General features: G+C 67.1%; 10 protein-coding genes and 3 pseudogenes. 7 read left to right on the forward strand and 6 right to left on the reverse strand.

Annotated elements, in window-relative coordinates; genetic code table 11:
• Positions 1–40 precede the first annotated feature (40 nt).
• Positions 41–550: pseudogene (locus tag ACWEK3_RS31960) on the forward strand (RHS repeat-associated core domain-containing protein); the annotation flags it as partial.
• Between the two features lie 990 nt (positions 551–1,540).
• The gene (locus ACWEK3_RS31965; RefSeq protein WP_453251191.1) at positions 1,541–1,924 is read left to right on the forward strand and encodes a hypothetical protein; all 384 of its coding nucleotides are present in this window, start codon (positions 1,541–1,543) and stop codon (positions 1,922–1,924) included.
• Between the two features lie 128 nt (positions 1,925–2,052).
• On the opposite strand, the gene ACWEK3_RS31970 is transcribed toward ACWEK3_RS31965, so the two are convergent.
• Positions 2,053–3,162: a PP2C family protein-serine/threonine phosphatase gene (locus ACWEK3_RS31970; protein ID WP_450541309.1), complete on the reverse strand. Its 1,110-nt coding sequence runs from the start codon at positions 3,160–3,162 to the stop codon at positions 2,053–2,055.
• A gap of 599 nt (positions 3,163–3,761) precedes the next feature.
• On the opposite strand from ACWEK3_RS31970, the gene ACWEK3_RS31975 reads away from it, so the two are divergent.
• Complete coding sequence (locus tag ACWEK3_RS31975; protein ID WP_450541308.1) at positions 3,762–4,136, forward strand: hypothetical protein; 375 nt, start codon at positions 3,762–3,764, stop codon at positions 4,134–4,136.
• Between the two features lie 35 nt (positions 4,137–4,171).
• On the opposite strand, the gene ACWEK3_RS31980 is transcribed toward ACWEK3_RS31975, so the two are convergent.
• Positions 4,172–4,738: a YcxB family protein gene (locus ACWEK3_RS31980; protein ID WP_450541306.1), complete on the reverse strand. Its 567-nt coding sequence runs from the start codon at positions 4,736–4,738 to the stop codon at positions 4,172–4,174.
• A 142-nt stretch (positions 4,739–4,880) separates the two neighbouring features.
• Positions 4,881–5,864: a patatin-like phospholipase family protein gene (locus ACWEK3_RS31985; RefSeq protein ID WP_453251192.1), complete on the reverse strand. Its 984-nt coding sequence runs from the start codon at positions 5,862–5,864 to the stop codon at positions 4,881–4,883.
• A gap of 312 nt (positions 5,865–6,176) precedes the next feature.
• On the opposite strand from ACWEK3_RS31985, the pseudogene ACWEK3_RS31990 reads away from it, so the two are divergent.
• Both ACWEK3_RS31990 and ACWEK3_RS31995 read left to right on the forward strand, forming a co-directional pair.
• Positions 6,177–6,401 (forward strand): annotated as a pseudogene (locus ACWEK3_RS31990) (VOC family protein); the annotation flags it as partial.
• A 204-nt stretch (positions 6,402–6,605) separates the two neighbouring features.
• Positions 6,606–7,844, forward strand: a complete 1,239-nt coding sequence (locus tag ACWEK3_RS31995) for an IS701 family transposase (RefSeq protein WP_453251197.1) — start codon at positions 6,606–6,608, stop codon at positions 7,842–7,844.
• 92 nt (positions 7,845–7,936) lie between these two features.
• Here ACWEK3_RS31995 and ACWEK3_RS32000 read toward each other — a convergent pair whose 3' ends face one another.
• Positions 7,937–8,758 carry a TrmB family transcriptional regulator gene (locus ACWEK3_RS32000; protein WP_453251193.1) on the reverse strand — a complete coding sequence of 274 codons (822 nt, stop codon included), beginning with the start codon at positions 8,756–8,758 and terminating at the stop codon, positions 7,937–7,939.
• 151 nt (positions 8,759–8,909) lie between these two features.
• On the opposite strand from ACWEK3_RS32000, the gene ACWEK3_RS32005 reads away from it, so the two are divergent.
• Positions 8,910–13,277, forward strand: coding sequence for a S8 family serine peptidase (locus ACWEK3_RS32005; protein ID WP_453251194.1), 4,368 nt, complete (start codon positions 8,910–8,912; stop codon positions 13,275–13,277).
• Between the two features lie 102 nt (positions 13,278–13,379).
• Here ACWEK3_RS32005 and ACWEK3_RS32010 read toward each other — a convergent pair whose 3' ends face one another.
• Entirely contained in the window at positions 13,380–13,580 is a 201-nt protein-coding gene (locus ACWEK3_RS32010) for a winged helix-turn-helix domain-containing protein (RefSeq protein WP_453251198.1), read from the reverse strand.
• Between the two features lie 90 nt (positions 13,581–13,670).
• Here ACWEK3_RS32010 and ACWEK3_RS32015 point away from each other — a divergent pair.
• A pseudogene (locus ACWEK3_RS32015) lies at positions 13,671–14,186 on the forward strand (IS701 family transposase); the annotation flags it as partial.
• 24 nt (positions 14,187–14,210) lie between these two features.
• Here the strand turns inward: ACWEK3_RS32015 and ACWEK3_RS32020 are convergent.
• Positions 14,211–14,560 (reverse strand): transposase (locus ACWEK3_RS32020; protein WP_453251195.1); only part of this gene is annotated, 350 nt, incomplete at its 5' end.

The following is a 14,560-nucleotide window of genomic DNA, read 5'->3' on the forward strand; positions in this document are numbered from 1 at the left end:
CCACGACCTGGTCTGCTCGGTCGGGCCCGCCGGCGCGCTCACCGGTGGCGGCTCCAACCCGACGGAACTGCAGACCACCACCACCGAGTACGACTGGTGGGGCAACACGACCAAGGTCACCGAGACAGCCAACGGCGCCACCCGTACGACGACCACGACGTACGACGCCGCGGGCCGGCCGATCAAGACCACCACCAAGACCGGCGACACGGTGCTGCAGCTCACCACCATCCACGGCGATGTGGCACTCCAACTCCCGCTGGACGCGGGCAAGTCCCCGATCGCCCTGGGCGCGGACGAGTACGGCAACCCGAGGAGCGGCCAGGAACCCACCCGCTACAACTGGCTCAGCGCCAAACAACGCTCGTCGGAAACCCTGACCGGCCTGGTCCTGATGGGCGTACGCCTCTACAACCCCGCCACTGGCCGCTTCCTCTCCCCCGACCCGGTCTATGGCGGCAACGCCAACGCCTACGACTACGTCCACGCCGATCCGCTCAACCGCTACGATCTCGACGGCAAGTGGAGCTGGAAAAAGGCATGGCGTCACACCAAGAGCTTCGTCAAGCGCCACCGGGTGGGAATCGCTGCCGACCTCGCTGGAGTCGGCTGTGGCGTGACTCCATGGGACTGGTCTGCGCGGCCTGTGCCGTGGCCGCCGGCGCGATTGCCGGTGGGGCCGCCAAGAAGCCGGGCAATCGCAAGGCCTCATGGGGTTCGGTCGGACGCGCGGCCATTTACGGCGCCGGAGTCGGATCGGCCGGATGGGGGCTCAGTGCGGGAGTGCGGTACGGGGCCGGCCGGGCCCTGGTCCGATGGGCCCCGCGCGGCGGCCGGCACGCCCTAAGCCACGTTTCGCACCGCACATCACGGTCGTGGCGTTGGTGACCACCCACTGATGTAGAAGATTTTCGCTAGCAGAACTGGAATTTACATGGCAAATCAAAAAAAGCGTACATCGCGGGCGCTTTTCGGGTCCGGCGTCATCGTTTTTGCACTGGGCATCACGGCAGCCGCTCTGTATGGACACAAGGACGGCGAGCGACTGTTTTTCTGCTCGGCAATCATCCTGGCGGTTGCGTGGCTGGTTGAGCGGGGGTCGGATGACTGACACTTGGGGCACCTGGGCAAGCATTTCGGGCGATCGACCGCGCTCTAGGGGGTACGCAACCCCCGGACAGGCCACAGCGGTTCGCCGCACGACATCCTCTGGTGGTCGGCCTCCTCGCCGGTCTTGCCTCTTTCCTGTTCGGCCTGGCCGTTTCCGACCACGACAGCGGGGTGTCCCTGTTCCCGATTTCACTCTTCGGGATCGCGATGGGAAGTATTTTCGCAGCGACCGGCTACGCGGAGCGGAAGCGCCAAGCCCGGCTGGAGCGAGCGCAGCCATGACGACCATCGTCGACGTCGTCCCCCTCTGAACGGAAAATCACGGATCATCCGGGCAGGCGGCAGCGTCCGTTCGGCGTCAGCCGGGCGGACGGGCTTGGAGCGGTTGTGGTGCTCAGCCCACAGCTTCCACGGGGGTGAGGGTGACCTGGTGGCCGAGGGCCTGGAGCTGGCGGACGAAGGCCTGGGTCTTGCGGACGGGGTTGACCAGGCGTTGGTGATGGTCGGGCCCGAGGTCTTCGAAGCGGGCGGCGGGATCGTTGATGATGTGCCAGACGATCACCAGCATCGACCGGGCCACCGCGACGATGGCCCTTCTTCGAAGACCTCCCCCAGTCTGAAGGCCGGCCCACCCCTTCCCTCCCAAGAATCGATCCACGACAGCGCCTACGAAAAGATCTTCGACGGCGAAGCTCTCGAACCGACCGCTGGCGAGGGAGCCTGGACGGCGGAGGAGACCGCGGCCGTGCGTGCACTCCTCCGCGCGGGGCTGGACCTCTGGGAACAGGCCGTGCATGGGTCCAGCACCGGCTGATCGACTCTAGGTGCCAGGAGTAGCGACGCTCAAGGGGACCTCCACAGGTCGGGGCTCGGCCCCTGCGGAAGGACGGCAACGCAGAACGCAGGGGGCGGGCTCGAAATCTTTGACACTTCCGGCTGGATTCACAGGCGCACGATGACCAGGGCGGTGTCGTCGGTGGCGTCACCGGGTGGAAGCAGGTCGTTGAGCACGGCGTCGGCGAGGGCTTCGGGGTCGTCTGCCTGGTGGCGGGCCAGGGAGTCGGCGAGCCGGGCGAGGCCGGTGTCTATGTCTTCGCCGCGGCGTTCGATCAGGCCGTCGGTGTAGAGCACGAGAACGGCGCCCTCGCGGAAGGCCGCGACAGCCTGGATCCGGGGGGCGTGTTCAGGGCGGGCGGCCAGTGGCGGGTCGGTGGCCTGGTCCAGGAACTCGACGGTCCCGTCCTTCTGCAGGAGCCCAGGTGGGGGGTGGCCGGCGCTGCTGTAGGTGATGGTGCGGGTCTCCCAGTCGATGACTGCCGTGGCCACGGTGGTGTTCTCGGCACCCTCGACGGTGCGGGCGTACAACCCGAGGGCTTCCAGGGCGCGGGCGGGGCCTTCGGCGACGAGGGAGGCGGCGCTGAGGGCGCTGCGCAGTTGTCCCATGACACCGGCGGCGGGCAGGCCGTGGCCGACGACGTCGCCGACGGCAACGGCGATGCGATCGCCGGGCAGGTCGACCAGGTCGTACCAGTCGCCGGCCACGTTCAGTGCTTCGGCGGCGGGCCGGTAGCGTACGGCCGCAGGATGCCGACCGACCGGGCGAGGAGCGGGCAGCATGGCTCCTTGCAAGGTCAGCGCGACTTCACGGGCGCGGATGAGTTCGGTGACGTCCTCCACCCGGTGCAGCAGCAGCGTCACCCGTCCATCAGATCCGAACACGGGGACGTTGGTCATGCTCAAGTACCGCTCGTGCCACACTCCGGGCTGGTGGGGGTCCTCCGTGTCGTACCGCTGCAACGCCACGATGCTGCGTTCACCGGTGCCCGCCGCCTGGCGCAGTGACGCCAGAACTCTGAGCAGGAGAGGCTCGGCTGGGTCCTTTTCGGGGTGGTCCTCGGGCACGAAGCGACCGACCACCTGCTCGCGGGCAAGGCCCCGGAGGCGCAAGAACTCCGCGTTGGCGTCCACGTAGATCAGCTGCGGGGTCACCAGCGCCACTGCCCCGGGAAGGGCCTGGAACACCGCCTCGTAGTCGACCGCCGGTACCTTCATGACTTCCCTGCCTTGCCCCGCAGCTCTGTCTCTTTTCACGATACGAGCGGGGAGTCACAGCTCGCTCATGACGTTGTAGGCCCAAGGGCCGCTACAGACGTACGGTGATCGATTGGCATGCCCGGAGATCGTCGCCGACGACCTCGCCGAGGCGTGCGCCGCGGTCTGAGCGCCGAACCACATTCGGCACGGGCAGGGCTCAGGCGATGCTGGACCCGCCGACCGGCGCAGAGACGGTGAGCCTGGCCGTCAGCAGGCGGAGAAATGCTCCTCCACCTCCTTCGTTGAGCTGGCTGCGCGGGCCATCGGCACGGACTGTAGTTGCTCCCGACCGCCCTCGGACGGCGCGGATACGCCCCTGACGACCGACGCCGGGTGGCTCAAGGTGCGCGAGATGGCACGCGAGGCACTCACCGAACCAGCCGGTACCTGGCAGCAGCCGTTGCCCACCCTGGGGATCTACGGTGGCTCTGAATAACTGCCCGGGGCCGTCTCTGGGCCGTCCGGTGGTCGAAGGGCAGGGGGCTATGGGGGTTGGGCGGCAGGGCAGGTCGGTGGCGGAGTCGGAGAGAAATTCGAGTTTGCTGCCGGTGCTTGGGATGTTCATCGTGCTGGCCGCAGTACTGGAACGCTGCCTGTCGCTGCTCGACGGACCGAAGACCTACATACTCTGCGGTGACCTCGTCGAGTTGTCCAAAGAACTCGACCGGGAAGCAAGTGTGAACCGGTGGCTCCTGCTGGCAGGCCTAGTGCTGTCCGCGGCAGCACTGTTCGTCTCACGTGTACACCGCTGGCGGGTTCTCCCCGTGCTGACGCTGTCTGCGGTTCTGATCTTGGTGGTTCTGGCGGACGGTCATGCGGCGCGCGCGGATGCCGTCGCCTCGCAGATCTGGACATCCCAGACCTGCGACGAACCCACGAACCTGTACAACACTTCCCGAGGCTGGTTCAACTGGAGTCCACTCGGCCGGTGATCGGATTCACCGGCGTGACATCCTGACGACGTGCGTCACACGCGAGTGGTGTGCTGGTCCAGGATGGCCCGAAGCCGGTCGAGGCCCCCGGCCTCATGCACGCCCCGCTTGGGCAGGACACCGAGGTACATGATGTTGGGGTCCCGGCTGAGCAGGACGAAGTGGCCGGCCGTCTCCCGGTAGCCCTGGAAGACCGACCACTTCTGGACCAACGTGCTGTGGTCGCTGCGGCAGGTGATCCCGGCCGCAGACACGGAGACGCGGTACTCGCCCTGCCATCCGATGAGTCGCTGCACGTGAGCGGCCTGTAGCCGTGGGTACCCCCACACCACCAGGACAACGAACAAGAACAGAACGGTCGAGACCACGTCGATACGCCCGCGGCCCACGGCGGAAACCAGCCACTGCCCGACCCACAGCGCGAGGAACACGCTCCGCAGCAGCAGCCCCGTCCGCTTGATCCGCTCGCGGACCCGCAGGCCGGCCCGAGTGTCGGCAGACTCGGGCCGGTACACCAGCTGAACCGCGGTCTGCTCGTCCACGTCATCGTCGGAGGTTGCCGCGCTGTTGTCGGTGCCTTCGGCCCTGCGCCCCTCGGCCATGATCCCTCCCCGGTACGAAGATCCACGGGATCCTACCGAACCTCAGTGCGGGAGCGAACGGCCACCGTGGAGGCGTCGGGCGGCAGCTTTGTTGGTGCTGCCCAATGTCCGCAACACGTCTCGGGCCGCTTGCGGCTGACGCTCATCGGGGATGCGACCGGGGACCGGTCGACCAGGACGCTGGAGCATTGCCCTGAGGGCGTGTGACGTCGGGGTCGCTCTGCCGACCATTGTCAAGCCACAGGTTGGTTGAGTCAGTGGCCGCCTCCAAGAGTTGCGCCACCTGCCGGAAGTCGATGGGAAGGATTTCGACCGGACTCGGCGACGGCAGTACATACAGCTTCACGTGGGGGCGCGCCTTCGCGATAGAGGCGGCCATGCGTTGTTCCTCCAGCAGGTTGTACGCGTGGATCGCCATGGCCAAGACGGTGGGCGGTAGCGCGGGAAGGTGACAGGAAAGGCCCGGCGCCAGGATGTAGACCTCATCCGCACCGAGTTCGATCGCATGGTCAAGGGTCGTTCCGTTGGCTACGGCACCGTCGATGAGATGGAGGCCGTCGATCTCCACCGGAGGATAGAAGCCGGGGACGGCAGTGCTGGCCAACAGCGCAGATATTGCAGGGCCCCGGCTGAGGAGCACTCCTCGCCCGTCACAGGCGTCCGCGGTCAGGATCCTGAGATCGAGGTCCGCGTCCTCGATACGGCTCAGGGGCAGGACATTTTCGAGAAAATCCTGGAATCGGTGGTTGCTGAAGACGTGATTGACCCTGCCGGCTGCTGCCCGAACGATCAACAGTGGGTTGATGGGGAAAATGTAGTTAACGGCACCGGACGCCGCAGCCATGCCGCGCAGCGGGCGACCAGGGAGGCGTCTGAGCAGCCCGTGCAGCATCTCCGACGACTCCAGCGGGTATACGTCGTGCTCGCCGACCTGCAGCCAGACTCTCGCGAGTTCCTCGACCCCTTGTGCGTCGGGCCGCGCCGCGAAATAGGCAGCGTTCAAGGAGCCCACCGAGGTGCCAACGACAAGGTCCGGACGAATGCCGTGGGCGGTCATCGCACGCAGCATCCCCACTTGCGCCGCTCCCAGACTGCCGCCGCCCGACAGAACGAATGCGGTGGTCATCAAGTCCTCCTGGCCGATCATGCCCCTGAGCCCAGCCTGCGGCCAGGAGCGATGACGCGCCACTGAAGCGGGCCTCCGTTCCTGCGGACACGGCCCGAGACGCAGGCTTCCAACCCGTGGTCGCCCGCTCTGATGCCGTCGGCGGGTCAACGTAGTTCGACTGGATAACGGTGTCCGTCCAGTACCGCAGCGTTTTCACACGACGGCGCCAGCCTGTGCACAGCACTACTAGCTGAGCTAGTACTCCAGCTGTAGAACGTGATCATTCGTCCTGAGACGCTGCCCTTCCTGATCGCCAAGCTGCAGTGTGTGGTGTTGGACTGTGCCGATGTCGCTGAGCTTTCCCGGTTCTACCAGTCGCTTCTCGGCGGCGTAGTGAACCAGCCGGATCCGCTGTGGTCGCTCGGCGACGGCTGGGCGACGCTTCACGCCGACGGGCACGTGCTGGCCTTCCAGCGGGTGGAAGACCATCAGCCGCCACGGTGGCCGGATCCCGCTCGGCCCCAGCCCTTCCACCTCGACCTGGGTGTCAAGGACCTGGACCGAGCTCAGGAAGACGTCCTCAATCTGGGCGCCTCACTGCTCGATGAGGGGGCTTCTGTCTCGTCCGGGACTGACAGGAGACACCGCAAGGGTGCGGCCACCATTGATCATCGTGAGTTGTGTGGACTAACGATGAGACGGTGGCCGCAGGCCACCGCATTAGATCCCGCCCGATGGCGGGAGGCCTTCGAGGTGGCCATGAGCCGGATCGCAGGCCGGTTCAGCCGCTACGAACCCCGCCTGCGGGCCGGGCGGTTGGTACTCGGCCTGCTGTCGGACCTGCCGCGCAAAAACTGCTGGACGATCGCGGAGTGGGCTGGGGAGGCCAGCCCGCACGGCATGCAGCATCTGCTGTGCCGGCCCTCCTGGGATGCCGACGCCGTCCGCGATGACGTGCGCGAATACGTCGTCGAGCACCTCCATGACGAGGCAGCGGTGCTGGTGGTCGACGAGACCGGCGATGTGAAGAAGGGCACCCACACGGTCGGGGTCCAGCGCCAGTACACCGGAACGGCCGGGCGGATCGAGAACTCCCAGGTCGCCGTCTACCTCGTCTACGCCGGCGCCCGGGGACATGCGGCGGTGGACCGGGAGCTGTACATCCCGCGCTCCTGGACATGCGACCCGGATCGCTGCCGGGCAGCGGGCCTCGGCGAGAACACCGTCTTCGCGACCAAGCCGGAACTGGCCCGCACGATGATCGAACGCTTCCTGGACGCCGGACACCACGTGGGCTGGGTCACCGGTGACGAGGTCTACGGCGGCAACCCGAAACTGCGCACGGCTCTGGAGGAACGCGGCATTGGCTATGTCCTCGCGGTGGCCTGTTCGGCCGAAGTGACCACCGGAGCTGGCACGTTCCGCGCCGATGCCCTGGTGAAGAAGGTGCCCAAGCGGGCCTGGCAGAAGCTCTCGGCTGGACGCGGTGCGAAGGGACAGCGGTTCTACGACTGGGCCGTCATCGATCTCACCGAGGCGGCGCCCGGCAGCCGCCAACTCCTGATCCGCCGCAACCGCACCACCGGCGAACTCGCCTACTACCGCTGCTTCTCACCCCAGCCGGTGCCGCTGACCGAGCTGGTGCGGATCGCCGGATCCAGATGGCGTGTGGAAGAGACCTTCCAGAGCGAGAAAGGGCTGGCCGGACTCGATGAGCACCAAGTCCGCCGCTACCACTCCTGGACCCGCTGGGTCACCCTCGCGATGCTCGCCCACGCTTTCCTGGCCGTCGTCCGCGCCGACGAACACGCCCGCAACCCCGCCCCGGACGCGCTGGTCCCGCTGTCCTGCAACGAGATCCAACGCCTGTTCATCACGCGCGTCGTCCAACCCCTCCACGACATCGCCCACCGACTCGGCTGGTCCGACTGGCGACGCCGCCATCAGCAGCGATCACGCACCAGCCATTACCAGCGACAAGCCGCATCCCAGACATGAAGATCACGATCTACAATCCCGCGCCCCGGTCGTACCGAGAGTAGACCTTCACGTGTGAAGAGACGATGTGCCGGCTCGCGCAGGCTCGCACGTCAGCGGAGCGGATGCCGATCGGCGGGAGCCCCCGTATCCCAGTCGCCCAGTGGTGTAGCGCTGGCCCAGACCGCATCGAACGTCATGCACAGTGCCTGCGCCAACATCCGGTGGTGCACCACCAAGACGGTCACGCTCTCAGGGGCGGCCACCGGGTCCGGGAGATTGAACGCCACGGTTTGGCCATCGACGATAGTCAGCTTAAGTGGGAGGTGGTCGGTGATGCGCACTTCCTCCCCGAGGGCCGCGTAGGCACGGACGAGTTCGGCCAGTTCGGGCGTGTCGAACAAGGCCTTCTCATAGAGTCCGCGCTGCCGAATTGCCGGGTTCACCGCGGCTTCCTGGGCGGGCGGCGGCGCTACAAAGGGCGGCCGCACCATGGCGATCACCTCTTGCTCGGCTGCCGCCACGAGCGCTTCGACGCGGTCGGCGGCTCGTTTCCCGTCGCGGAGTACCTCGATGTAGTCCAGCGGTCCGTTCTCAGACTGTCCCTGCTGGAAGCGGGGCATGAGGCGGGCGGCGAGTTCGTCGCCCTCTCGAGCCGCCCGTGAGAGCTCCTTTGAGCGCACGTCGAGCAGCCGCTGCACCACGACGTCTGGTGGCTGCGGTCGGTAGCTGGCGCTGTCCGGCACTGATCTCGCGAGCCCTCGCTCCACGAGACCCGCCAGCACGTCGTACACCCGCTGCCGGGGGACCCCGGTCAGGCGGGCCAGTTCTCCGGGAGTTACCTGCTCCCGACTGATGAGACCCAGGTAGCAGCGGGCTTCGTACTGGGTTAGCCCCAGGGCAACTAGGCGGTGCACATCGGACGTTGGTTCCATGACGGCATCATAGCTGTCACCATTGACAGTGATGACAGTCTCCCCGTACGTTCCTGACGATTGATCAGGCATCCGTGACTCGATAACCGCGGGTCGTACTGGAGGCAGCAATGATGCTGAGATGCTCATGAGGCGCGCAGTCAGATCTCTGGTGAGTGCAGGCGCGGCTCTGGCCCTCGCCGTGACAGCCCTGGTCGCCGCCGGCCCCGGCGCACAGGCCGGCACGGGAACAGGTGCCGCGGCGGACAAGATCCGCCCGGATCTCGTAAAGCAACTGCAGGGCAAGAGCGAGGGGGATTTCTGGATTCATTTCAAGGACGAGGCGGACCTGAGGCAGGCCACCGCGGTCAAGGACTGGAACAAGCGGGGCACGGCGGTCGCTGAGGGGTTGCAGAAGACCGCCGCCGCGAGCCAGGCCAAGATCCGGGCTGAGCTCGACCGCTTGGGCGTGGAGTACGAGGCGTTCTGGGCGACCAACGCGATCAAGGTCAGCGGCGGCTCGTCGACGATGGTGCAGAGCTTCGCCGCCCACGCCGAGGTCGACGGTCTGTACGCGCCGGTGGAGTACAAGGTGCCGGAGGTCACGCAGGGCACCAATGAGAAGACGGTGAATGCCCTCGAGTGGGGCATCGCGAACATCAAGGCCGACAAGGTCTGGTCCCAGTACGGCGTCAAGGGCGCCGGCATCACGGTGGCGAATATCGACACGGGGGTCCAGTTCGACCACCCGGCGTTGGTGAACTCCTACCGTGGCAACAAGGGCGACGGCGCGTTCGACCACAACTACAACTGGTACGACCCTGCTGGGACCTGCGATACCCCCTGCGACAACAACGGCCACGGCACCCACACCATGGGCACGATGGCCGGCTCCGACGGGGCCAACCAGATCGGCGTCGCCCCCGGGGTCAAGTGGATCGCGTCGAACGGCTGCTGCACCAGCGACGCCACGCTGGTCGCCTCCGCCCAGTGGATGCTGGAGCCCCGGGACCTCAACGGGCAGAACCCGGACGCGAGCAAGCGGCCGAACATCATCAACAACTCGTGGGGTACCACGGCGCCCTCCAACAGTCCGTTCATGGAGGACCTGACCAACGCGTGGAAGAACTCGGGCATCTTCGGGGCCTGGTCTAACGGCAACCTCGGATCGGGCTGCCAGACCAGCGGCTCGCCGGGCAGCCTGACCAGCAACTACTCCGCTGGCGCGTACGACATCAACAACAACATCGCCAACTTCTCCTCCCGCGGCGCCGGGCAGAACGGCACGATCAAGCCGAACATATCCGCCCCCGGCGTGAACGTCCGGTCGAGTATTCCGGGCAACAGCTACGCCAGCTACAACGGCACCTCGATGGCCGCCCCGCACCTCGCGGGCGCGGTCGCGCTGCTGTGGTCGGGGGAGCCGGCGCTGGTCGGTGACGTCGACGCCACCCGCGCGCTGCTGAACTCGACGGCCATCGACACGGCCGACGCCCAGTGCGGCGGCACCGCGGCGAACAACAACGTCTACGGTGAGGGCCGCCTGGACACCCTCGCGATGTTCAAGGCCGCGGGGGTCGGCAACAGTGGCACCCTGACCGGCACGGTCACCGACGCGGGCACCGGTGCCCCGATCGCGGGTATCACGGTGGCGCTGACCGGCGAGGTCAGCCGCGAGTTGACCACCGGCAGCGACGGCAAGTTCTCGTCTCGCCTGCCGGCTGGTGACTACCAGGTCGCGGTGTCGAAGTTCGGCTACGAGAGCAAGACGGTGTCGGCGACGATCACCAAGGACACGACCACAACGACCAACGTCGCGCTGACGGCGATGCCGAGCGCCACGGTCAGCGGTAAGGTCACCGACGGCTCCGGCCACGGCTGGCCCCTCTACGCGAAGGTGAGCGTCGAGGGCCCGTCGGGTGTGTATGACTACACCACGCCCGCCAACGGCCAGTACAGCTTCAAGCTCCCGTCCGGGGCGACCTACCGCATCAAGGTCGAGCCGCAGTACTCGGGCTACCAGACGGTGACCAAGGACGTCGTCGTCGGCTCGAGCAACGTCACCCACGACGTGGCCGTGCCGATCGACAAATCCTGCACCGCGCCCGGATACCGCAACCGCTCCGACGGGTTGTACGAGACCTTCGACGGCACCACCGCGCCGGCCGGCTGGTCCGTGGAGGACAACATTGGCAACGGCCAGGTCTGGCAGTTCAACGACCCCGGCTTTCGCGGGAACCTGACCGGCGGCACCGGCAACTTCGCCATCATCGACAGCCACAACTACTGGCAGGGCGGGCGGCAGGACACCTCGCTGGTCAGCCCGGTCGTCGACCTCACCGACGTCGAGGCGCCGGTGATCCGGTTCAACCAGGACTTCAATAGGTTCGGTAACCGCAGCGATGTCGATCTCAGCCTCGACGGCGGCACCACCTGGACCAACGTACTTCAGCAGAACGTCAACACCCGCGGACCGCAGGTCACCGAGGTCAAGATCCCTCAGGCTGCCGGCAACGCGCAGACCCGGGTCCGGTTCCACTACCCCGACACCTCCTGGACAAACTGGTGGCAGGTCGACAACGTGCTGATCGGCACCCAGGTCAGCTGCGAGCCGATCGACGGCGGCCTGGTGTTCGGCCACGTGCAGGACAAGAACGACAACGGCTACGTCAACAACGCCAAGGTCAGCAGCGACGACCGGCCGGCGGAGAAGGCCACCACCGTGGCCACCCCGGGCGACCCCAAGCTGCCCGACGGCTTCTTCTGGGTGTTCTCGTCGCTGACCGGCTCGCACAAGTTCACCGCGAAGGGTGACAAGTACGTCAGCCAGAGCAAGCAGGTCGACGTCCAAGCCGACCGGGCGACCGACGCGGCCTTCCAGCTCGCGGCTGGCCGGCTGTCGATCGAGCCGGCCGAGGTCACCGGCGAGGCGCAGATGCCCACCGGCAAGGCCAGCAAGACCTTCACGGTGACCAACACCGGCGGCGCGCCCGTCGACGTCGAGTTCAGTGAGCGGGCCGGCGACTTCGTGCTCCAGCGCGCCGACGGCTCCAAGGTCAGCAAGCAGGAGATCCTCGCGGCCAGCGGCGCACCCGAGCAGCGGCTCGACGTCCCGACGTCCATTGCCGCGCAGGCGTCCGGCAAGGAGGCCACGGCAGCCCCCGCCGCGGTCGACCCGCACGAGGGGCCCTGGTTGGACACCGCCAGGTACCCGGTGAAGGTGATGGACAACCGGGTAGTCAACCTCGGTGGCAAGGTCTACTCGATCGGCGGCAGCAGCGGATCGGTCTCCAGCGCGAAGAACTACGTCTACGACCCGTTCGCGCAGACGTGGACGCCGATCGCCGATCTGCCCGGCGCGCGTCACGCCATGGCGGTGGGCGTCGTGGACGGGAAGATCATCGCGACCGGCGGCTGGGTAGCCCCGGCCGAGCCCCAGGCCACGACCTGGTCGTACGACCCGGCGACCAACACCTGGACGAAGAAGGCCGACAACCCCGCGCCGCGCGCCGCGGCCGCACAGGCAGTCGTCGGCGGCAAGCTGTACGTCATCGGCGGTTGCACGACCTCGGGCTGCTCGCCGATGTCCAACTCGGTCGTCCGGTACAACCCGGGCAGCGACACCTGGGAGAAGCTGCCCAACTACCCGAAGTCGGTGGCGTTCGCCTCCTGCGGCGGGATCGACGGTGTCGTCTACTGCACCGGTGGTGCCGACGCCGCGTCCGTCGGTACCAAGGCCAGCTACGCCTTCGACCCGGGCACCAACGCCTGGACCGCCATCGCCGACGCGCCGGTCGACAGCTGGGCCAGCTCGTACGCCGTCGCGAACGGAAAGCTCATGGTCGTCGGCGGTGCGCAGGGTGGGTCCACCCAAGGCAACATCACCAACGCCGGCTTCGCCTACGACCCGGCCACCAGCTCATGGTCGAGCCTGCCGAACGCCAAAACCGCGCTGTACCGTGGTGGCGCGGCGTGCGGCTTCTACAGAATCGGCGGTGCGTCGAGAACCTTCGGCACCACCCCCGCCGGCGAGGTGCTGCCCGGGTTCGACGAGTGCGTCGAGGGCTCGGGGGACGTCAGATGGATGACGATCGACAAGACGTCGGCCACGCTGGCGCCGGGCGAGAAGGTCACGGTCACCGCCGGGATGACGGCGACCGTCGACCAGCCCGGCACCTACACCGCCTCGGTCGGAATCAAGCACAACACGCCATACACGGTGCGGTCAGTGGCGGTGACGATGACCGCGAAGCCTCCGAAGAGCTGGATCAAGCTGATGGGCACGGTCACCGGGACGAGCTGCCAGAGCGACAGCTCACCGCAGGCCGGTGCGATCGTCCAGGCCGACGCGAAGGCGGCGTCGTGGACATTCACCACCGATACCCAGGGCAGGTACGCCTACTGGCTGGACAGCAAGCACAGCCCGCTCACGCTGATCGCCGCCAAGGACGGCTGGAAGCCCCAGACCCGCGAGGTGAAGATCAAGGGCAACAAGGACGCGGTGGAGGACTTCGCGCTGTCTCCCCTCCGCTGCGAATAACCTGACCGCTAGATGACAAGTCCGGCCCGCCTGGTCACCGACCAGACGGGCCGGATCAGGTCTGGAACCTGTCAGCCGCGGTGCCCCAAGCGCACGTGACGGTCAGGCCAGCGCGAGGCGGAAGCCGACCCCGCGGACCGCGTGTATCGCGACGCTCGCGCCCAGCCGGGCGAGCTTGCGGCGTACCCTCCACACCACCGAATGCATGTCGGACCCGCGGCCGAGATGCTCGTTGCCCCAGACCTCCGGGCGGAGCCGCTCGTAGGTCCACACCCGATCTGGCGTGCCGACCAGGCACAGCAGGAGGTCGTGTCCCCACGGGTCAGCTCGATCTCACGGTCCAGACAGCGCAGTACCCGCCGGTCAGAGTCGACGCACAGATCGGGCGTACCGATGTCCGCCTCGGCGTCGGCGAGCGCAGACTGGGCCGTCATCGATCTCACCGAGGCGGCGCCGGGCAGCCGCCAGCTCCTGATCCGCCGCAACCGCACCACCGGCGAACTCGCCTACTACCGCTGCTTATCACCCCAGCCGGTGCCGCTGACCGAGCTGGTGCGGATCGCCGGATCCAGATGGCGTGTGGAAGAGACCTTCCAGAGCGAGAAAGGGCTGGCCGGACTCGATGAGCACCAAGTCCGCCGCTACCACTCCTGGACCCGCTGGGTCACCCTCGCGATGCTCGCCCACGCTTTCCTGGCCGTCGTCCGCGCCGACGAACACGCCCGCAACCCCGCCCCGGACGCGCTGGTCCCGCTGTCCTGCAACGAGATCCAACGCCTGTTCATCACGCGCGTCGTCCAACCCCTCCACGACATCGCCCACCGACTCGGCTGGTCCGACTGGCGACGCCGCCATCAGCAGCGATCACGCACCAGCCATTACCAGCGACAAGCCGCATCCCAGACATGAAGATCACGATCTACAGCTGGAGTACTAGTGCCCTGCGCCTGAAATCCGTCGGCAGAAGTGAGCGAGGGATTCGAGGATCTCTTCGGCGGACTTCGTCCAGACGAACGGCTTGGGGTCTGCGTTCCAGTCCTTGATCCAGGCGCGGATGTCGGCTTCGAGGCTCTGGACATTCTTGTGTGCGCCGCGGCGGATCTTCTGGTCGGCCAGGAACCCGAACCACCGCTCGACCTGGTTGATCCACGAGGAGCCCGTCGGGGTGAAGTGCATGTGAAACCGGGGGTGTTTGGCCAGCCACGTCCTGATGGCGGGCGTCTTGTGGGTGCCGTAGTTGTCGCAGATCAGGTGGATCTGCAGATGCCCGGGCACCTCCTTGT

The sequence above is a fragment of the Streptomyces sp. NPDC004721 genome (genome assembly GCF_053601495.1).

Excerpts from the sequence above, each read along its gene's own strand:
- ACWEK3_RS31970 (WP_450541309.1), bottom strand. The coding sequence starts at position 3,162 with ATGAAGGTACCGGCGGTCGACTACGAGGCGGTGTTCCAGGCCCTTCCC.
- ACWEK3_RS31975 (WP_450541308.1), top strand. The coding sequence starts at position 3,762 with ATGTTCATCGTGCTGGCCGCAGTACTGGAACGCTGCCTGTCGCTGCTC.
- ACWEK3_RS31980 (WP_450541306.1), bottom strand. The coding sequence starts at position 4,738 with ATGGCCGAGGGGCGCAGGGCCGAAGGCACCGACAACAGCGCGGCAACC.
- ACWEK3_RS31985 (WP_453251192.1), bottom strand. The coding sequence starts at position 5,864 with ATGACCACCGCATTCGTTCTGTCGGGCGGCGGCAGTCTGGGAGCGGCG.
- ACWEK3_RS31995 (WP_453251197.1), top strand. The coding sequence starts at position 6,606 with ATGAGCCGGATCGCAGGCCGGTTCAGCCGCTACGAACCCCGCCTGCGG.
- ACWEK3_RS32000 (WP_453251193.1), bottom strand. The coding sequence starts at position 8,758 with ATGGAACCAACGTCCGATGTGCACCGCCTAGTTGCCCTGGGGCTAACC.